Raw genomic sequence first — 21,261 nt, 5'->3', positions numbered from 1 at the left:
TCACCATAACTTTCAATTCTTATATTTTACATTTTATAATCCAAAATCTCCATTTTGGAATTTCTGCATTATATCCTTTGTTGCCCTGTCTATCTCTTCTTTTAATTCTCTTGAAGAAATAAGATTACAGCCTTGTCCTCTTATGATTATCTGCTCAAGTCCATCTGATGTAGCTACCGTAACATTGTATTTTCTGCCATTCTGATGTGCAAATTTCTCAATATACTGATCCGCTGTCTCTGCTTCTTTCGTAAATACAACGTGTATATTATGGTAGTCTGATATCTCGGTATCGTGACCCTTTACCCGGTATGCATCAAATACTACTATTAGTTCACATTTGCAGATAGCCTGATAATTGCATAGAATATCCATAAGTTTCCCTCTTGCGCCATCTATATTGACTGCTGCTAATTCTTTTAAATCGTCCCATGCAAAAATGACATTGTATCCGTCAACTAACAGATATTTTTCTCTCGTTTCACTATTAACTGACTTAGAACCCTTGTAATCAAAATAATCCTGCTCATTTCTGCTCTTCTTCCAGTTATTACGCTTATTTTCGCCCTCTGACTTCTTATTAGCATTATAGGTCTGGTTGATTATTGCATCAACTTCATCTATTCCTATCCACTCTTCCTTATATTCACCAGATACAATCTTATTGTCATTGTATACATATTCTTTATCCGGTTGATTCTCTAAGCCAATATGCATATATTCATATACTTTATCATAACTTACATAGAAACCTGCTCCATGTGCACAGAATACTGAACCTGTCGGATTAAATGTATCTGCCTCAGAATCATATCCATAAGCTTCCACAATTTCTTCCTGATTATGACAAGGAAGATATCCCTTTAATGTACAGGTAATCTTGCCCTGACCTTTAGTATATGCTGCTATATCTTCTCTATATTTTCGCATCGTGACAACCGGTGCATATCCTGTTATAACGCTGTATTCTCCATAATTTTCAGGAGGATTTATCTTACCGTAAATGCGTTCAATATCTGTCATTGCCCTTCCAAGCATTTCCGTAGGTATCTCTAATCTGAAATCATAATAAGGCTCTAATAATACTGACTGTGCCATTTTCAGGCCCTGTCTAACTGCCCTGTAGGTAGCCTGTCTGAAATCACCACCCTCAGTATGCTTAAGGTGCGCCCTGCCACTTACTAAGGTTATCTTCATATCAGTTATTCCCGAACCTGTAAGTACGCCTTTATGTTCTCTTTCCTGTAAATGTGTAAGGATTAGCCTCTGCCAGTTCTTAGCCAGTATCTCCTCGCTGCATTCTGTCTCAAATGTGAGTCCGCTGCCAATCTCTCCCGGCTCTAACCTTAAATGTACCTCTGCATAATGTCTGAGTGGTTCAAAATGTCCCACGCCCTCCACAGTATTACTGATAGTTTCTTTATATACCACATTTCCCTGGTCAAATTCGATAGCTACTTTAAACCTGTCAAGTACAAGCTTCTTAAGTATCTCTATCTGGACTTCGCCCATAAGACAGACCTGTATCTCTTTTAAATCCTCATTCCATTTAATAGCTAAGGTCGGATCTTCTTCTTCTAATTGCTTTAACTTAGGAAGCATCATTGCCGCATCAATTTCCTGCGGCAGAACAACCCTGTACATAAGCACAGGTTCTAGGATTACATCATTGTTATCATTTTCTATTCCTAAGTTCTCTCCTGAATATGTCTTTGTAAGCCCTGTTACTGCGCATACTTCTCCTGAATATATTTCATTTGCGGTTCTGTATTTATCCCCTGAATATATTCTAATCTGATTAATTTTTTCTTCTGAATCATCAATTATGTCTTTGACTCTTAGCACTCCACCTGTAACTTTGATATATGTAAGACGGTTTCCCTGACTGTCTCGGTTAATTTTATATACTTTTGCGCTGAACTTATCAGGGTATTTCTTTTCGTCTATATATGTATTTAAACCGTCTAACAAATCTATAATTTTATCATTCTTAAGTGCCGAACCAAAATGACATGGAAATATTCCTCTGTCAGATATGCCTCTCTTAATATCTTCGATATCTATTTTGCCACACGACAAAAACTCCTCCATCAAAGACTCATTTGTCATTGCTACTTCTTCGTTAGACATAACTTCCTGTATATCTGTAAAATCTATACAGCTATCGTCTAATTTCGACTTGAGTTCTGATAAAAGGAGTGCCTTGTCTGTATCAGGCATATCCATCTTATTAACGAATATTATTGTCGGAACTTTGTACATTTTAAGCAGTTCCCATAACGTTCTCGTATGGCTTTGGACACCATTCGATGCACTTATTACCAAAATTGCGTAATCAAGTATCTGTAATGTACGTTCCATTTCTGCTGAGAAATCCACATGACCCGGAGTGTCCACTAATGTTACCTCCAGGTCTTTCCATATGAATTCCGCCTGTTTTGAAAATATGGTTATGCCTCGTTGTTTCTCTAATTCGTCCGTATCTAAATACGCATTTCCTTTATCAACACGCCCTAATGCTTTAGTAATTCCGGCATTATATAACAGTGCTTCTGATAAGGTAGTCTTTCCCGCATCTACATGGGCTAAAATTCCAATAACTGTTTTCACCGGCATACACTCATCTTTCTTATTCCATTATTGCTTTATGGAATGTCTTTTTTCCTTTTCTTATCTTAACGCCATCTTTTAACATATCTTTAGTAACTGCGAAATCAATGGCTGCTATCTTTTCATCATTTACAAATACACCGCCCTGCTGTACAAGACGTCTTGCTTCACTCTTAGATGCAACTAATTTGCACGCAACCATTAAGTCCATAATTCCGATTGCTCCATCATTTAACTGGTCTTCTGTTATATTTGTTGTTGGCATATTAGAATCATCCCCGCCACCTGCAAATAATGCGTGTGATGCTGTTTTAGCTTTCTCTGCCTCTTCTTCACCATGAACTAATTTAGTTAATTCGTATGCAAGAATCTCCTTAGCTTCATTTAATTTAGCCCCCTCCCAGCTATCCATTTCATCTATCTGCTCTAATGGAAGGAATGTCAACATTCTGATACATTTGAGAACATCATTGTCTCCTACATTTCTCCAGTACTGGAAGAACTCGAATGGTGATGTCTTATTAGGATCAAGCCATACTGCACCATTAGCTGTCTTACCCATCTTCTTACCCTCTGAATTGAGTAATAATGTGATTGTCATTGCGTATGCATCTTTGCCTAATTTCTTACGGATAAGTTCTGTTCCGCCAAGCATATTAGACCACTGGTCATCGCCACCGAACTGCATATTACAGCCGTATTCTTTAAATAAATGATAGAAGTCGTATGACTGCATTATCATATAGTTGAATTCAAGGAATGATAATCCTTTCTCCATTCTCTGTTTATAACATTCTGCTCTAAGCATATTATTTACTGAGAAACATGGTCCTACTTCTCTTAATACATCGATGTAATTAAGTTTCAAAAGCCAGTCTGCATTATTAACAGCGATTGCTCCGCCCTCACCAAAATCGATGAATCTTTCCATCTGTTTCTTAAAGCAGTCGCAGTTATGTTCGATTGTTTCAGGACTTAACATTGAACGCATATCTGTTCTTCCTGATGGATCTCCGATGTAACCTGTTCCTCCACCTAATAATACAACCGGCTTATTTCCTGCCATCTGTAATCTCTTCATAAGGCAAAGTGCCATAAAATGTCCAACGTGAAGTGAATCTGCTGTTGGATCAAAACCAATATAGAATGTTGCCTTTCCTTCGTTAATTAAATCTTTAATTTCATCTTCATCTGTAACCTGCGCAATAAGTCCACGCGCAACTAATTCGTCATAAATCTTCATTTTTGTCCTCCATTTATTAATTTTATAAATAGTAATGAGTTTCCTTCCCGAAACTCTGGCGCCACTTTTGCGTCGCTTTATGCGACATAATACCTTATGCAAAAGTGTGTGCACCCATGCGGAGCATTTAAATTTATAAGAAATACTAAAGTATTTCTTATAAATTTAAAAAACCTCTGTACAATATAAATTATTGTACAGAGGGCATTATCTGCGGTACCACCTCTTATTGAAGATTTCTCACAAAATCTTCCTCATCAAGTGCAAACACACTCATACGCTGTATCGGGCGTTCCCGTCTGTCCCTACTTAAAGTTGTATAACTTTTAATTATAAATGTCCTGACTAAAACATCTGTTTATAATCTAAAAATAATTTGTTCAGGAAGCTGCTCTGAGATGTATTCATATAATTTTGCTTGAGCCTTTCCACCAACCAGACACTCTCTGTAAAGCTTCTTTTATACTACTCTTTCTCTTCGTCGCATTTTCTATTAATATCTGCATTATACATTATTGTTTTGAAAAAAGCAACCAGGCAATTTTAAATTATTTACTCCACACTCTTAAGACTCTCTATCATATCAATCTTCTTCAACGAAAAATGTGTTATTACATTTACAATAATTGTAAATAGCAATGCTAAAGCCATTGAATATAGATAACTTTGCAGCTTAATATGATGAACAAATCTTATTGCCTCTATTTCTACTGTCGAAATCAATTCATTTGTAAAGAAATACCCACCTATCAATCCAACTGCAATTCCTAAAAGTGTAAGAATAATATTTTCCCTGATAATATAATTATCGACCTCTCCGTTATAGAAGCCTAAAACCTTAAGTGTAGCAATTTCTCTTTGTCTTTCTGCAATATTTATATTGGAAAGATTGTACATTACCACAAATGACAGTGCTGCTGCGAAGATTATCAGAATCAACACTACATAATTGAGCGAAGTAAGCATTTTATCGACCTTGTCAATTATTGTATCAATTACTGTTACCTGCAAAACCTTGTCGTTGTCTAATAACTCTGTCCTGAATTCATCTTCCTCTTTATCAGTCATTGCCGATGTCTTAATAAATGCTGTGTTAGTGTTATACTGTCCGATATTTTTCTCATAAGTATTCTTATTAATAAATACAAAATGATTTACATATTGCTCGCATATTCCACCGATTGTAAATGTGTATTCGTTATTTTGGCTGTCGAAAATGCTTATATTATCGCCGACTGACAGTTTCATAAGCTGTGCCATTTTATCGCTGATAATAATTTCATCATCCAGAAGTTCTAGTTCTTTATGAGTTTTGGCATCTCGAAGATTAAATATCTTAATAAAATCATATGTATTTTCCGGGACAACCATTGTCATCTCTATATTTTTATTATTCTTTGTAGATGTATATGCTGCATACTGCGTTTTAGCTGTTTCCTTAATATTGTCAGCATTTAACAGGGTATCGATTTCATCATCCGTTATTAATGGCGAAAAATATAACATATCATCATATGTGAAAATGTCACGATATTGCTTCTCAGGAATATTTACAATGGAATCTCTGAGTCCGAAGCCCGCCATTAATAATGCCGTACAGCCTGCCACACCAAATACCGTCATAAATACTCTGGCTTTATATCTGAATATATTTCTTATTGTTACCTTATTTGAAAAGCTTATATGCTTCCATAATACAGGAATGTATTCAAGTATAACCCTCTTTCCCTTTTTAGGTGCTTTCGGTCTTAAAAGCTTAGATGGTTTCTCGCGAAGATTCTTAGCTACTGTTATAAGCGTTACACCGACTATGCATACAAATGAAATCAACACACCAATAACAATGTATGTCATATCCAATTTTGTAACAAACTTAGGAATATCAAATAATATCTTATAAATGTTCCAGATAATCTTAGGAATAGTAAGGAAACCTAATACTGCACCGATTACTCCTCCGACAATAGTTGCAATCGCTGAGTAAAGCAGGTATTTAAAAGCAATATGTGTATTGCTAAAGCCCATACTCTTTAGAGTTCCTATCTCCATTCTGTCATCATCAACCATTCTAGACATTGACACAAGGCTTATAAATATGGCAATAACGAAAAATAATGTTGGAAATAATTTAGCCAGATTAGAAATACTCTCGGAATCATTTACAAATTCGTGATAGGTATCATCATTTCGTCTGTCTGTAATTCTGTATACATTATTTCTCTCTTTAATCTGCTTCTCGACCTCTTCAATTCTATCATTATATTCACTACTGTTAGTGGTTAAATTAAGTACATCATTAATGGTTGCATATATTTCCGTATAAATATTAATATTAAAATTATCTTTTAAACCATATATGTAGTAATTAATATTACCTGTTCCAAGCGACGTACTTCCTAAGTTCTTATTGTTTTTAGTATTCTTTACATATAATGCCGAACGGACAGTTCCGACAATTGTAAGCTTGCTGTCCTTTATAATTCCATTGCTGTCCTTTATAGTAATCTGGCTTCCAAGCTTCAGTTTCTCACTTTTCAATAAATTATCCTGCACTACGATTTCATCAGATGCCTTCGGAAGTCTGCCTGATTCCATCTGTATTTTATTAATATTATCTGAAATACTATGATAATTCACTACAAATGTGCTATCGTCATCTTCTGCTTCAAACCCATATGTCAAAGTTCCCTCAACATCTTGTATATCTTTTATATCTTTTAGCATACTGATATCTTCATCTGTAAGCCCATTTGCAGAAACAAGCTTTATATCATAAATATTATTTTCATCATAATATTTATCAATTGAATTCATCATATCCGGTGCTGTTGCCTTAATTCCGACAAATACAGTAACACCTAGCATACTTATTATCAATAAAGACAAGAACCTCTTAAACGAATTCTTTATCTCTCTAAGGCTTAAAGTTATTATTCGATTTTTCACACTTTTCTCCATTCCGCAGACGTTTACGTCGGAGGAATTGCGGGCAAAATTTCAAATTTTGCCCTGCGATAAATGCTAAATGCGACGCCTGCGGCACATTTAGCTGTGAGAAAAATAATTACATCAGTATTATTTTTCTCACTATGCTCCATTCCTACCACTCAATCTCATCAATATTTACCGGATTATCATTCGTAATTACCTGTTCTACTGAACCGTTTTTGAATTTTATGACTTTATCTGCCATAGGTGCTAATGCTCCATTATGAGTGATTATGATTACTGTCACATTTTCATTTCTACATGTATCCTGTAATAATTTAAGTATCTGTTTACCCGTTTTATAATCAAGTGCTCCTGTTGGTTCATCACATAATAATATCTTAGGATTCTTAGCTATTGCCCTTGCTATTGCAACTCTCTGCTGCTCTCCACCTGATAACTGCGACGGAAAATTCTGTTTTCTTTCAGACAGTCCAACCTTATCTAACACCTCTTCCGGTTCTAAATGGTCTTTACATAACTGTACTGCCAACTCGACATTTTCTATAACCGTAAGGTTTTGAACCAGATTATAGAATTGAAATACAAAACCAATATCTGTTCTTCTATATTTAATCAAATCTTTTCCTTTAAGTTTGCTTATATCCCTGCCATCTACTATAACCTCGCCGTTTGTTGCAATATCCATACCACCAAGTATATTCAGGCAGGTTGTCTTTCCAGCACCACTAGGTCCAAGAATAACCACTAATTCGCCCTTATCTATATTAAATGAAGTATTATCTAATGCTTTAATCTCTACTTCTCCCATATTGTAAATTTTATTAAGATTTTTAATTTCTATATATGACATTCTTTTTCCTCTTTTCATATATTTATGTTTTCTAAGATATCTACTGTATGTGCACTTGCACCAATTAAGTCCCCTCTTTCCGCAACTGTAAGCTGGTACTTAATAAAATTCTCAAATGTTTCATCGTCCATTGCATTCAGAACAGGGCGCATATAATTAGCCGGACCATCGGGTGCGATTATCTTTATACGCTTTATTCCTGCTGCCTCATTTATTCTGTTTATATCTTCTATTCTTACATAATCGTATAAGTCCTCAGGTGCAGAAATACAATGAAAATCTTTTGTAAGCTTATTATTCTCTAAACATTCTTTTAGATTATTTTCCTTAAATGCGTGTCTGATTACAGCATAGTCATTCATACAATAAGCTACCAGAATTATTCCTCCGTTTTTAGTTACTCTCTTCGCTTCGTTAAGTGCCTTTACCTTATCTTCAAATGTATACAAATGATACATAGGTCCAAAAAGCAATGTCACATCAAATGTCCCAGTTTCAAATCTTGAAAGATTAAGTGCAGTTCCCTGATATGCCTTAACATTACTTTTCTTAGATTTAAGTATTCCTAAATTATATTTAACTAATTCAACAGCAGTAACATCATAGCCCTCATTTGAAAGAGCTACAGAATATCTGCCTGTCCCTGCACCAATATCTAATATTTTCTCTGATTTATCATCACTTAGGTAATCATGAATATATTTCATCGATACAACATATTCCACCGTACCGTGACGGCTGTTTAATCTCTTTTCTTCGTTAAATTTATTATAATATTTCTCTAATTCGGTCATATTTTAGCCTCATTTCCATAGTTTATCCTATATTAAATAATGCCAGCGGCATCAAATCGGGGGACTTTTGATTCCGACATCATTAAATGTATTATATCTGCCAGAATCAGGTTGTAAAAACTTGTTCATACGTTTCTCCTATGTTAAAATCTTATCAGACTTATATTATAAAGCATTATTTACAAACATTAAGATTTTAAAAGACTTATATTGCAAATTGCTATTTACAAATGTTAGTATTTCAAAAGACTGCCCTGCAATTAGTCTGTTTAACTTTACTATTTGGCAAACAGGAGGTAACATAATGAACATTCTATTTGAAGATAATAATTTAATTATATGTATAAAACCTATTGGTATTTTATCACAGAGAGATGAAAGTGGAAATGAAAATATGATGGATTTATTAGATAAACATTTCGCTGATAATAATTCAAAATGTAAATCTTATGTTGTACATCGTCTTGATAAAAGCGTTGGAGGTATAATGGTCTATGCTAAAGATTCTAAAACCGCAGGTAAATTGTCTGCTGCGATTTCTGAAAGAAATTTTACTAAGGAATATATGGCAGTTATCAATGGGGTTCCTTTAGAACCTGCTGCCACACTTAAAGATTTCTTATTTAAGGATTCAAGGAAAAACAAATCATTCGTTGTCAAAAAAATGCGTAAAGGTGTAAAAGAAGCATCTTTAGAATATAAACTGCTAGGTACACACGAATCGAAATATGGAGAAATATCACTCGTCAGAATATTACTCCATACCGGTCGCACACACCAGATTCGTGTCCAGTTTGCATCACGAAAAATGCCTCTTCTTGGTGATGGTAAATATGGTAGTCGTGACAGTAATACAGATATTGCATTATGGTCTTACAGACTTGCATTTAAGCATCCTGTCACAAATGAAATGATGGATTATTCAGTAAATGTACCTGCTTCTTATCCTTGGAATCTATTTAATTAAATCCGACTTCGCAATTTCTGATTTTGATTAAATTATCGGTCAGTAATAAAAACTGATATTTATAATTATTTGAAATGATTGTCTGAAATTACGTAAATTTGTCAGTTATCAGTTTCACTCTCAAATTTTGTGTACATTCAACAGACAGACATTTAAGCCAAGGTGTACGTCTATGACACACATTCTCATATTCCTTTATCGGGTGCAAGTAAATGCCGTCCTCTGCAAAGTTTATTACAGTGCAGTAAATCAAACGCGCTTCGCTTAAACGGTGATTTACTGCACCGCCCTTTTGCATCTGACGGCATATAACTTGCACACACGATACGTCATAAATCTAATGTGTGTCATAGACGGACACCCTTGGTTTGAATGTTCTGGCATTGAATGAACTCAAATAATAAAAAGAGAGTGAAACCGATATCGACAAATTAGAAATTTCAGACACAATTTCAAATAATTATATATCAGTTTTTATTGCCAGCCGATATTTCTATTTTATTCAGAAAGTGCGAAGTCTGGGTAATTAAATAATTCTATTTGCAAAGCTGCCAGAAAGTAACAGCACTGGCAGCAGCTACATTCAATGAATCGACTCCATGTGACATCGGAATTTTAACAGTATAGTCACTATCTGCAATTGTCTTTTCAAGCAGGCCATCGCCCTCTGTTCCTAATATAATTGCAAGTCTTTCCTCTTTCATAACATTTTCATCATCGATACTTATGGAATTATCACTTAATGCCATGGCAGCGGTCTTAAAACCTAATTTGTGCAGATAATCTACTCCATTTTCTTCCCATACCACATCATCTTCTATATTAGTCCATGGAATCTGGAAAACTGTTCCCATACTTACTCTGATTGCTCTTCTGTATAAAGGATTACTACATTCTTCAGTAAGCAATATCGCATCTACATTAAGTGCTGCAGCCGAACGGAATATTGCACCTACATTTGTAGGATTCATAACTCTTTCTAATACTGCGATTCTTCTCGCATTTTTACATATTTCCTTTGAACTTCTAAGTTTTGGCCTGTGCATCGCACATAACATTCCTCTTGTCAGCTTGAAGCCTGTAAGGTTAGTCAGCACATCAAACTCTGCTGTATAAACAGGAATGTCCTCACAACGTTTCAATATGTCCTTTCCCTGTCCATCAATGTGTTTATGTTCCATTAATATTGAAACAGGTTTGCAGCCTGCATCTAATGCACGTTCGATTACCTTTGGACTTTCTGCGATAAATATTCCATCTTCTAAGTTTGCTCTGTTTAATAACTGTCCCTCACTTAGTCTCGCATAAATATCTAACTCTGGCGCATTAAAATCTGTAATCTCTATTATATGTATATCTGCCATACCTTTTTCTCCATTCGTTATTACGTGTATCGTCAGAATCTCTTGACACCCTAATCTTTATTATTTTCATTGGTACATATTATTTAGCAGGATTAACATGAACCATAACATGTTTTACCTTATGGAAATTATGTTCAATAGATTTATGTACTTCTTCAGCAATCTCATGTGCCTTTTGTAACGTATATGAACCATCAACCTGAATCTCCACATCTACATAAATCTTATTGCCAAATATTCTTGTCTGTAATAAATCAATTCCTAAAACTTCTTTATTATCTAATACTAAATCATATATTGCCTTCTCTGTTTCTGTATCACATGAATGGTCAACCATTTTATCCATTGCATCTTTAAAAATGTCATATGCTGCTTTTGCAATAAATATAAAAATAACAAGACTGGCAACTGCATCCATTACAGGATATCCGAGCATTGCACCACTAATTCCTATTAATGCACCAATTGACGATAATGCATCTGAACGATGATGCCATGCATCTGCCATCAAGGCACTCGAATCAATCTTCTTAGCATAATGTCTTGTATACCAGTACATAATCTCTTTTACAACTATTGAAACTATTGCAGCAATCAGTGCCAACACGCCAGGTGCCTTTAGATTGCTATAATTTCCACTAAAAATATCCTTTATGGCTTTTGAACCTATCTCTAAACCGGTGAATAATAAAACCATTGCAAGTATATTAGCTGCCACACATTCTAAACGTTCATGCCCATATGGATGCTCTTTGTCAGAATCCTTTGAGGCAAGTTTCACTCCTATAATTACAACAATTGTACTAAATACATCAGATGCTGAGTGAATTGCATCACTTATCATTGCATTAGAATGAGCAAAAATACCTGCAAATAATTTAAATACAGACAACAAAACATTCTGTATAATCGTAATAAATGCTACCTTATTAGCAACTTTTTTAAATTCATTCCCAGCAGTCTTTGTATCTTCTGTTACTTCATTACCAGTCTTCGTATCCTCTGTTACGATATTTCTTACCATAATTTTCAACCACCTTTTCTTAAATGCTTTAATTCGTAATATTACAAATTATTACTTTATATCAGATAGCTCTATACAACATGATATATGGATACCATCTTAGATTGTATAAATATCAAACAACCATTTCAGATATAATAAAAGTTTTCATTATATAAAAATACACCCACGAATCAGTATAGTAACTACTGTCCCGTGGATGTTATAATCTCACTGCCGCTCTAAGGCCCGACTCCTTGGCTAAGCCAATGGTCTGATCAGTTTGTACTGTAGATTAATATGCAGTGCAAAGAGTTAGCTTATGGTACCATTTTTAATATATTATGTCAATAGATATTTTTTTATTCCTTCTATATTCTTTAATTTATATTTTTATATATTTTTCAATCTGTATTTTTACACTCCTCAATCTGTATTTTTATATTCTTTTATCTTATAATCAAATAATTTTATGTTCTTTTAATAAGTCCTCTATTACAGTTCCTTGTATTTTCCTTATAATCAGTTTTCTTACAATCTTAAGTGGTCTTGGAATATCAATATCAAGCGGAGATTTACCATCCATCAGCTTAACACTGCTGTCAAGCAAGTCTCGAACATCATAAACACTTCCCCATACTTCGGGAACGCCTCTGTCAACACCGCATAATCCATATACTGCCTCCATAGCAGTTCTTACTGAATATTCCGTTGTAAATATTGTGTCTCTAGGAGTCTCAGCAAATTGTCCGAGAAATGCAAAATTTTTGCAGCCATCAGGTATAACATCCGGTCTGTCTCCTTTTCTCCTTGGCATAAAAAATGCTGTAATATAAGGCATCATTGTAGGTGTACAATTTGCATAGTCGCTTGCTAATTCATCTATCATATCAACCGGTACTCCTATATGATAGAGCCATTCTGAAGTAATCTCCTTACCTGTACATTCCCTCATTGGCTTCTTAATATAATTACCATTAACATCCGTAAATAAGCTGTATACCCATATACATACCTCGTCTTTATCCTGTTCTTTAAATTGTCCCTGTCTGTTAATTGTCCAGCTTAAAAGCCAGTTTGAATCCTTGCACGATACAATTCCACCTGTTACAACTTTTCCGGTTCTCGGATCTCTTTTACATATTTTCTTTATATGCGAGATAATCGTTTCATCTGAAGTTGTAATTGTTGCTGATTCCCAGCTTGAACGACTTGTGTCTGAACAGAATTTATAAGGATTGCCAAATGCCTTGTCCTGCTCTGCAATATTTTTCCATAATTCCCAGCAGCCACTCTTTCTCACTTCTGCTCCTTTTACAGGGGCTTTATTCTGGCTTCCATAAATTGTACCCTCTGTACAGCTTCCATTCGTTACAAATACAAGGTCATTTTCTGTAAGTTTTATCTTCTGCTTTTCGCCATTTATTTTACATTCTATGCATTTTGCGATTTTCTTATCTTCTGAAATGTTGAAAATTACATTTGTTACTTCTGTGCCAAATTTAAAATTAACTCCTGCTTTTTCTAAATATTTCTGCATAGGAAGAATTAGCGATTCATACTGATTGTATTTCGTGAATTTCAATGCTGAGAAATCAGGCAGGCCACCTATATGATGTATAAATCTCTGAAAATATAATTTCATCTCCAAGGCACTGTGCCAATTTTCAAACGCAAACATTGTTCTCCAATATAGCCAGAAATTACTGTCGAAGACTTCATCATCAAATACATCTTCGATTGTCTTATCATATAAATCTTCATCTTTAGTAAAGAAAAGTTTCATAATCTCCATACAACCTTTCTGACTTAAACCGAATTTGCCATCTGTATGTGCATCTTTACCTCTGTTTACTGTTGCCCTGCATAATGAGTAGTTCGGATCGTGTTTATTAAGCCAGTAATATTCATCAAGAACTGACACGCCCTCTGTCTCGATAGACGGAATACTTCTAAATAAGTCCCACAGACATTCAAAATGGTCCTCCATTTCACGCCCGCCACGCATTACATATCCTCTTACCGGATCATTAATTCCATCACACGCACCACCAGCTATGTCCATTGCCTCGAGAATTGTAATATTTTTACCAGGCATCTGTGCATCCCTTACAAGAAAGCACGCAGCTGCTAATGAACCAAGACCACTTCCTACGATATAGGCCGATTTCTTCTCTATACCCTTTGGTTTCTCCGGCCTTGCAAATGCTTCATAGTTACCACTACTGTAATAGATTCCCTTACTGTTTATTTTATTCTTATTTCTCTCTGTGTTGCGGTAATTTTTAAGATATCTGTCATTTCTTATATTACTTGATTTTAAACCTGCTGTATTACATTTATTCCTTTGTAGATTATTTGAGCCTCCTGATTTCATATTTCCTTTTGCAAAATTATTTGAGCCTCCTGATTTTAAATTACTTTTTGAAGAGTTACGTGTTATAGTATCAAATCTTCTGACTTTATTATTTATAAGTGCTAATCCTGTAACGCCCACTGCCATAACAGCAATTGTGCTGGCTTTCAATTTTCCATTCATAATTATGCTCCATTCTTATTTTTTCTTTAATTAGTATGTGTATTGACATTATTTTGTATTCATTATAAAATTATTAAACTACGATTAGAAAAACAGAAAGACGGTGTTCAAATGATTTTAAAATTATTAGTATGCATTATAGCCGGATTAGGTGCAGGACTTGGAACAGGATTTGCAGGAATGAGTGCTGCCGCAGTCATAAGCCCTATGTTAATTACATTTCTTGACATGAACCCTTATCAGGCAATCGGTATCGCCCTTGCAAGTGATGTCCTCGCAAGCGCAATTTCATCATATGAATATAAGAAAAATAAGAATCTCGATGTGCGAAACGGACTTGTAATGATGTTTACTGTGATGATATTTACATTTATTGCAAGCTTCATTTCTAAATATGTCTCTGGAAATGCAATGGGTGGCTTCTCAACATTTATGACTATGATGCTCGGTATAAAATTCATTGTTAAACCAGTAATGACAACTAAAGAAAAGATGATGTCAGTAGATAAAAAGACTCGTGTTATACAATCTATCATATGTGGTGCTATTATTGGTTCAATATGTGGTTTCATTGGTGCCGGTGGTGGAATGATGATGTTATTAATCCTTACTTCTGTGCTAGGTTATGAACTTAAAACTGCAATCGGTACAAGCGTGTTCATTATGACATTTACAGCACTTACTGGTGCATTAAGTCACTTCTATCTTGGTGGTATGCCCGATATAAGCGTCCTTATTATGTGTGTAATCAGTACACTTGTATTTGCCCGTATTGCTGCAGTATTCGCTAATAAAGCAACGCCTAAAGCCCTTAACAGAGCCTTAGGCGTGGTATTGACAGTCCTTGGTTTAGTGATAATTATCGTAAAATATCTATTGTAAAATCTCAGACCTTTCACTGAATCCTGATATGACTATTCCGCCAGATACTTTATAAAAGGATGCTTGCATCCGACATAAGTGCACTTTGTATATTGTTCCAGTAATTTACAAGGTGCATTTTATTTTGGGGATAAAACACAATCAATATATCACTACAATTCCCATTCCTCTGTCATAGCAGATTTTTCGCAAAGAGAAAAGAGGTGTCGCAATTTGCTTACACCTCAGTATCAAACTATACCCTTTTCGCTTTTACATTCACACCTTTCTTTATTGCTTTTTCAAGTAAAGATGCGATAAGGCTAAATACATCTTTTGTTTCTTCAAAATCGAAAGCCTTTTCTTTATAGTGCATTAAATCTTTAATATATTCCGTTGGGTTGATTTCATAAATACCACCATTCTCAGAAAAAACACCTTCTAATTGATGATAGTCTCGTGTAAACCCTGTCCACCCTTCACCTTTAAGAGACGGGGTATCAAAAATATCATCAAATGCAGCTTTTAATATATTCTCAGCTTTTTTTAGCTGGTCTGAATAATTCTTTTTAACAGATTATTAATGAATATACCTCTATGTGCGATTCTGCGTTATTAATCAGTTTCATTGATATTTTTAAATACAGTTTCGAGTTCAGCAATTAAATCTTCACCGTCCTCAATTCCTGTCGAGAGTCTGAGTGTACAAGCTGTAATTCCATTCTTCTCTCTGATTTCTTCCGGAACATCTGCGTGTGTCTGTGTAGTCGGATATGTAATCAGGGTTTCGACACCTCCAAGACTTTCCGCAAATTTAATCATTCTGACTTTCTTAAGTATTGCAAGGGCGTGTTCCTTAGTATCTACATTAAATGTAATCATTGAACCAAAGCCTCTTGCCTGTTTCTTAATAATCTCATAGCCCGGATGTTCTGGTAATCCCGGATATATAACCTTAGTTACAATGCTCTGTTCTTTAAGCCAGTCAGCTAATAATATCGCATTTTTCTGGGCGCGTTCCATACGAATTCCAAGTGTCTTAATTCCTCTTAATATAAGCCAGCTGTCAAATGGTGCCAGTCCTGCACCTGTAGTCTTTATTAAAAATCTCAGTTTTTCGCTGATATCTTCTCTGTCTGTAACGATAAAGCCTGCTAATGTATCGTTATGTCCTCCTAAGAATTTTGTACCACTGTGTATTACAACATCAGCGCCTAATTTTAACGGATTCTGGAAATATGGTGATAAAAATGTATTGTCAACGATTAATAAAAGGTTATTCTTTTTAGATATTTCTGCTAATTTCTGAATGTCTGATACATTCATCATTGGATTAGTAGGAGTCTCAATATATATTGCTTTAGTGCTCTCTTTAATATAATTCTCAACATTGTCATTAGAGCAGTCAACGTATGAAAATTCTATTCCGTTTTTCGAAGATACATTGTCAAACAGACGAATACTTCCACCATAAAGGTCTGCTTCTACAATAAGATGGTCACCCGGTTTAAATATTTCCATAAGCAGAGTAATTGCAGCCATTCCTGAAGAAAGTGCAAGTGCATCTGTTCCACCCTCAAGTCCTGCTACTATTTTCTCTAAATGCTCCTTGGTAGGGTTCTGTAATCTGCTATAATCATATCCTGTGCTTTGTCCTACCTCAGGATGTGCATATGTTGCTGTCTGATATATTGGAAAGCTTATTGCTCCGTAGTTATTAACTGTTCCTTCTGTCTCTTCTAAATGTAAACATCGTGTATTAAGTCCTCTATCCATAAAATTTGTCCTTCTGTTCTTATTTCCTAGTATTTTGATATGATTTATATGCATATATAATACTGTATAACTAACACTTTGTATAATTCACATTTCCTATTGTAAGTTATAGTTAAAATCTATAACCTAATATTCTAACCCTGGCATATTTTCTAATATTGGAAAATTATAATATTTTAAATATTTTTGATTTAGTATTTTGACTTTTATTTTTTCTAGACTGATTTACTTTACTCTAATATATTCTCTTTATATTTTGAAAGTTCATCAATATATTTCTGTCCCATTTCACTAATTACTGATGCTTTTCTTGAAATATACCCAATCGTCATCTTCTCATCTGTTTTCAATTTAACTGCACAATAATCCGTTCCGTTCAAATCTTCACAAATTATTCCCGAACAAAGTGTGTAACCATTTATACCTACCATAAGATTTAATATTGTAGCCCTGTCATTTACCCTTATGAATCTCTTATATTCATATGTACTTAAGACCTCTTCAGCAAAGTAAAATGAATTATGCTCTCCCTGTTCAAATGCAAGACATGGATAGTCATCTAATTCCTCTAGCGTAATCTCTTTCTTATCTGCCAATGGATTTCTCTTACTCATATATGCATAAATGCTACATTCAAACAACGGAGTAAACTTAAGTCCGTTCTCACCAAATATCTTCTTTAACACATTTTTATTGTAGTCGTTAAGATATAACACACCTATTTCACTTTTTTGATTCATAACATTTTCAATAACCTCGTAGGTTTTAGTTTCATGTATACCGAATTCGTATTCATCTATACCATATTCTTTTATTAAATTAACAAATGCATTTACAGCAAATGTGTAATGCTGCATTGAAACATGAAAACTTCTTTTTACATTGGTTTTCGATACGTATTTAGCATCCAGAATCTCGTACTGTTCTATAACCGACCTTGCATAACCTAAGAATTCCGAGCCTTTTGTCGTAAGTGATATTCCACTTTTAGAACGCACAAATATATCAAAGCCAAGTTCCTGTTCTAACGCATGAACTGCTGATGACAGACTTGGCTGTGAAATAAATAACTTCTTCGCTGCATCATTTAATGAATTTTCTTTTGATATTGCGATAATGTATCTTAATTGGTTTAATGTCATTTTAAATCCTCACTTCTATTCAGAAAATAATTCTGTTGAAAAATATCTCTCTGCCGTGTCAGGCAACACTGTTACAACCGTCTTGCCCTTACCAAGCTTCTTAGCAAGTTTCAAGGCTGCTGCCACATTTGTTCCACTGGAAATTCCACACATAAGTCCCTCTTCCTTAGCAAGACGTTTAGACATACTTAATGCTTCTTCATCCGAAATAACATAAATATCATCATAAATCGACTGGTCTAATATTTCAGGAATTATACCGTCACCTATTCCCATCTGAATATGTGTTCCAATAGTTCCACCTGCCAAAATTGCTGCATTTTCAGGTTCAACTGCCCATATCTCTATATCAGGATTCTGTGCTTTAAGGACTCTTCCTATTCCTGTAATTGTTCCGCCTGTTCCGATTCCCGAGCAAAAACCATCTATAGGTCCGGCAACCTGTTCCATAATCTCTAATGCAGTATGATTCTTATGTGCATTTGTATTATCTTCATTTGCAAACTGCTGTGGCACAAATACTCTCGAATCTTTCTCCTTCATTCTAATCGCAGTTTTAAGACATTCATCTATGCACGCACCTATATCTCCAGCATCATGTATGAGTTTCACATCAGCTCCGTAATGTCTTACTAACTTTCTTCTCTCCTCACTTACGGAATCCGGCATAATTATTATTGTTCTGTAGCCTTTTACTGCTCCCACAAGTGCAAGACCTATTCCCTGATTGCCACTGGTTGGTTCAACAATTATGGTATCTTTATTAATTATTCCCTTTTTCTCTGCCTTTTCTATCATATTTAATGCCGTTCTTGTCTTAATCGAACCACCCACATTAACTGCTTCGAATTTAACTAAAACTTCTGCTGAATCGTCATCTACCATTCTGTTTAATCTTACCATAGGTGTATGGCCTACTGCCTCTAAAATATTATTATAAATCATTGTCATCGTCCTATCTGTTTTATTCTTTATTTTTTATATTATAATATGATGCCAGGTGCAAAAGTTCAAAAAACGTTCATACTTCTATAATAAGACTTTTAAACTTTGTCCTGCAAATATATAAAATAGTTCTATGTGTTCTATATATGTATTTCATATTAATATATAAATATTTTTTGTCAAGTATAATACATAGACTTTTTCACACTAAAGAAAGCCCCATAACCTGGGACTTTCTTAAAACCTTTAGGTGCCATTTCTATAAGCTTCTTAGATGCCGCAGCTCTTGCAGCATGAGTGTCCATCGGCTTTACATATGGAAGTATATCTACCTGCTCTTTGATAGTGTCTGCAACTTTTTTCTGTCCTTATACGATATTTATGCATACAAGCTGACTACTTAAATCAAAATATTTTTTGCCTTCAAAATCTTCATACCAACAACCATAATCAGTCTTAATTGTCACCGGATGAGCCATTTTCTGTGGAATCCATGTGTATAAACTGTATTCCCTGCAGATGTCAATTAATTCCTCATTAGTATCTGGAAATTCTGTATTAAGTGATTCATATTTCATAAGCAATTCCTCCTCGCATAATCTTTTTCCCTATCGGGCTTAATGTGATTATACAAGGTTTTATACTTAATATCTTTGTCGTAAAATCCAATATTTAATCAAAAGTTTTATAAAGGGCTACAAATATCATTATAACTTTCATGGCTTTATGCATTATTTTTATCTGTTATATGAAGAATGCTCCAGAAACAAAGTCCTGGAGCATAATATTTTTATAGTATAAATTACATTTAGAATTTTACATTATCTTTTCAAATACCATTGTTGCCTGAATTCTGTCTCCTCCTAAAAATCCGGAACTTGTAGCCGAGGCAGTTGTTATTGTATGTAAACGATAGCCCTTGGCTGCCTGCTCATTAAGAACTGCTTCTAATGCTGACAGATTTCCTGAACCAGTTCCAATAAGTTTCTCCTTTAATGTAACCTGAAGCACTACATACTTTAAACCATTATCTCCTGAGGCTGTAGAATAAGTCGATGAATCAAAATAATTTGGCATAATATACTCTTCCTTTCTGAGCAACTTGTTGCAATGAAGCGATGAGAAATTCGCGTAAGCGATTTCTCATCTGCCATAAAAGCTATTTGCTTTCGCTCCGAAACAAATAGCTGTGTGAAAAATAATTGCATCAGCAATATTTTTCACACTATACTCTTACTTTCTTCTTAATATATACAACTATAAGATAGTTACATAGTAATACTTTTGGAATATTATGTCAAAATTTTTTATTTTTCATAAGTTCGTGTCCTAATCGTCTCCTGTGGTTTATCAGCATTTTTTATATGCCTCTTGTAATAAAAAAATCATAAGCCTTAAATCAGATACAATATCTTGAATAATGTGATTATTATCTTGCTGACAGTTCTAATATAGTTATAAAAGTATTGCTAAACGGATCATGACTCTTTTTAGGAAATGTAATGATTGTATATACGTGGGCTAAATTCATAATGTTACCCTCCTAGATTTTGTTCTAATTTTTCTCTACTCCATTGATAACTTACTTTTTTTAACAATCCATCGTTTTCTACTACTACCTTTGCAACCACCTCCCCCTTTTCATATATGTAATAAATACCTTTCGTTTCATATACCACGTCAATTTCACTGAGCTGATATCTTTTGTATATAGAATTATTTTCTTGAACAATTTGTTTAATTAAATCATCTAAATTATCTTCATTTTTTCTGATATAGTATACAAGAGTGAAATCACCTTCATGTTTATAATCATGCTCGTCATATATGGACGCCGCCTCAAAATAATCATATTCGCCAAAATTCAATCCATAATAATCCAAAACTCTATCAAATGTATTATTTACTCCTGATGCTGAACCCATCATAAGACAAATCAAGCCAAAAAATAATGTCCAAAAAACATATATAAGACAATATATTTTTTTACTCTTTATATTTACCCTATCACGATGTCTTCCGCAACAAATCACATTCGCGATTTGCTTGGGGAAAAATAGCGTGATAAAAATTGAAAATATTGCATATAACAATCCCATAACAGTTTCTCCTCGTATAATATCTTTTAGATACATAAATACATGTATCTTGGTTAATAAGTTACAAAATAAATATTGTTCAATAGGCTTAGTAAAGCCCATGATATAATTGTCCT

The 21,261-nt window shown here is 34.4% G+C and carries 16 protein-coding genes, 1 riboswitch and 1 other annotated feature; of the genes, 2 read left to right on the top strand and 14 right to left on the bottom strand.

Annotation, left to right across the window (positions count from 1 at the left end; genetic code table 11):
* Positions 1 to 33 precede the first annotated feature (33 nt).
* The 5 genes from OCV48_RS13135 to OCV48_RS13115 form a co-directional block, all read right to left on the bottom strand.
* Entirely contained in the window at positions 34 to 2,610 is a 2,577-nt protein-coding gene (locus tag OCV48_RS13135; protein ID WP_394803290.1) for a translation factor GTPase family protein, read from the bottom strand.
* Positions 2,611 to 2,629: 19 nt separating this feature from the next.
* A complete protein-coding gene (gene tyrS, locus OCV48_RS13130) occupies positions 2,630 to 3,853 on the bottom strand; it encodes a tyrosine--tRNA ligase (RefSeq protein WP_147592187.1) in 1,224 nt (407 codons plus the stop codon).
* Positions 3,854 to 4,050: 197 nt separating this feature from the next.
* Positions 4,051 to 4,344: a binding site (T-box leader), on the bottom strand.
* A gap of 61 nt (positions 4,345 to 4,405) precedes the next feature.
* Positions 4,406 to 6,799 (bottom strand): ABC transporter permease, encoded by a 2,394-nt coding sequence (locus OCV48_RS13125; protein ID WP_262559889.1) that lies wholly within the window; start codon positions 6,797 to 6,799, stop codon positions 4,406 to 4,408.
* Positions 6,800 to 6,953: 154 nt separating this feature from the next.
* Positions 6,954 to 7,655, bottom strand: coding sequence for an ABC transporter ATP-binding protein (locus OCV48_RS13120; protein ID WP_021983243.1), 702 nt, complete (start codon positions 7,653 to 7,655; stop codon positions 6,954 to 6,956).
* Between the two features lie 14 nt (positions 7,656 to 7,669).
* On the bottom strand, positions 7,670 to 8,449 hold the full coding sequence (locus OCV48_RS13115; protein ID WP_021983242.1) for a class I SAM-dependent methyltransferase: 780 nt from the start codon (positions 8,447 to 8,449) through the stop codon (positions 7,670 to 7,672).
* 304 nt (positions 8,450 to 8,753) lie between these two features.
* Between OCV48_RS13115 and OCV48_RS13110 the strand changes: the two genes are divergently transcribed.
* A complete protein-coding gene (locus OCV48_RS13110; RefSeq protein ID WP_021983241.1) occupies positions 8,754 to 9,416 on the top strand; it encodes an RluA family pseudouridine synthase in 663 nt (220 codons plus the stop codon).
* Between the two features lie 536 nt (positions 9,417 to 9,952).
* Here the strand turns inward: OCV48_RS13110 and OCV48_RS13105 are convergent.
* The 3 genes from OCV48_RS13105 to OCV48_RS13095 all read right to left on the bottom strand — a co-directional run bounded on the left by OCV48_RS13105 (position 9,953) and on the right by OCV48_RS13095 (position 14,019).
* Positions 9,953 to 10,780, bottom strand: coding sequence for a TrmH family RNA methyltransferase (locus OCV48_RS13105; protein WP_021983240.1), 828 nt, complete (start codon positions 10,778 to 10,780; stop codon positions 9,953 to 9,955).
* Positions 10,781 to 10,859: 79 nt separating this feature from the next.
* Complete coding sequence (locus tag OCV48_RS13100) at positions 10,860 to 11,804, bottom strand: cation diffusion facilitator family transporter (protein WP_147592185.1); 945 nt, start codon at positions 11,802 to 11,804, stop codon at positions 10,860 to 10,862.
* A 186-nt stretch (positions 11,805 to 11,990) separates the two neighbouring features.
* A riboswitch (NiCo riboswitch) is annotated at positions 11,991 to 12,075 on the bottom strand.
* Positions 12,076 to 12,243: 168 nt separating this feature from the next.
* Positions 12,244 to 14,019 (bottom strand): oleate hydratase, encoded by a 1,776-nt coding sequence (locus OCV48_RS13095; protein ID WP_394803292.1) that lies wholly within the window; start codon positions 14,017 to 14,019, stop codon positions 12,244 to 12,246.
* A gap of 414 nt (positions 14,020 to 14,433) precedes the next feature.
* Here OCV48_RS13095 and OCV48_RS13090 point away from each other — a divergent pair, with 414 nt between their 5' ends.
* A complete protein-coding gene (locus OCV48_RS13090; protein WP_147592184.1) occupies positions 14,434 to 15,204 on the top strand; it encodes a sulfite exporter TauE/SafE family protein in 771 nt (256 codons plus the stop codon).
* Positions 15,205 to 15,798: 594 nt separating this feature from the next.
* On the opposite strand, the gene OCV48_RS13085 is transcribed toward OCV48_RS13090, so the two are convergent.
* The 6 genes from OCV48_RS13085 to OCV48_RS13060 form a co-directional block, all read right to left on the bottom strand.
* A complete protein-coding gene (locus tag OCV48_RS13085; RefSeq protein WP_147592183.1) occupies positions 15,799 to 16,959 on the bottom strand; it encodes a trans-sulfuration enzyme family protein in 1,161 nt (386 codons plus the stop codon).
* A 230-nt stretch (positions 16,960 to 17,189) separates the two neighbouring features.
* Entirely contained in the window at positions 17,190 to 18,101 is a 912-nt protein-coding gene (locus OCV48_RS13080) for a LysR family transcriptional regulator (RefSeq protein ID WP_021983235.1), read from the bottom strand.
* A gap of 15 nt (positions 18,102 to 18,116) precedes the next feature.
* Complete coding sequence (cysK, locus tag OCV48_RS13075; protein ID WP_147592182.1) at positions 18,117 to 19,046, bottom strand: cysteine synthase A; 930 nt, start codon at positions 19,044 to 19,046, stop codon at positions 18,117 to 18,119.
* Positions 19,047 to 19,414: 368 nt separating this feature from the next.
* Complete coding sequence (locus tag OCV48_RS13070; RefSeq protein ID WP_147592181.1) at positions 19,415 to 19,624, bottom strand: hypothetical protein; 210 nt, start codon at positions 19,622 to 19,624, stop codon at positions 19,415 to 19,417.
* 238 nt (positions 19,625 to 19,862) lie between these two features.
* Positions 19,863 to 20,123 carry a DUF4177 domain-containing protein gene (locus OCV48_RS13065; RefSeq protein WP_147592180.1) on the bottom strand — a complete coding sequence of 87 codons (261 nt, stop codon included), beginning with the start codon at positions 20,121 to 20,123 and terminating at the stop codon, positions 19,863 to 19,865.
* A 458-nt stretch (positions 20,124 to 20,581) separates the two neighbouring features.
* Positions 20,582 to 21,261, bottom strand: a 680-nt coding sequence (locus OCV48_RS13060) for a hypothetical protein (RefSeq protein WP_262559882.1), incomplete at its 5' end; no start/stop codon positions are given.

The organism is Bovifimicola ammoniilytica (assembly GCF_025567085.1).
Lineage (GTDB): Bacteria > Bacillota > Clostridia > Lachnospirales > Lachnospiraceae > Bovifimicola > Bovifimicola ammoniilytica.
This window is presented reverse-complemented; position numbering and strand designations above follow the sequence as displayed.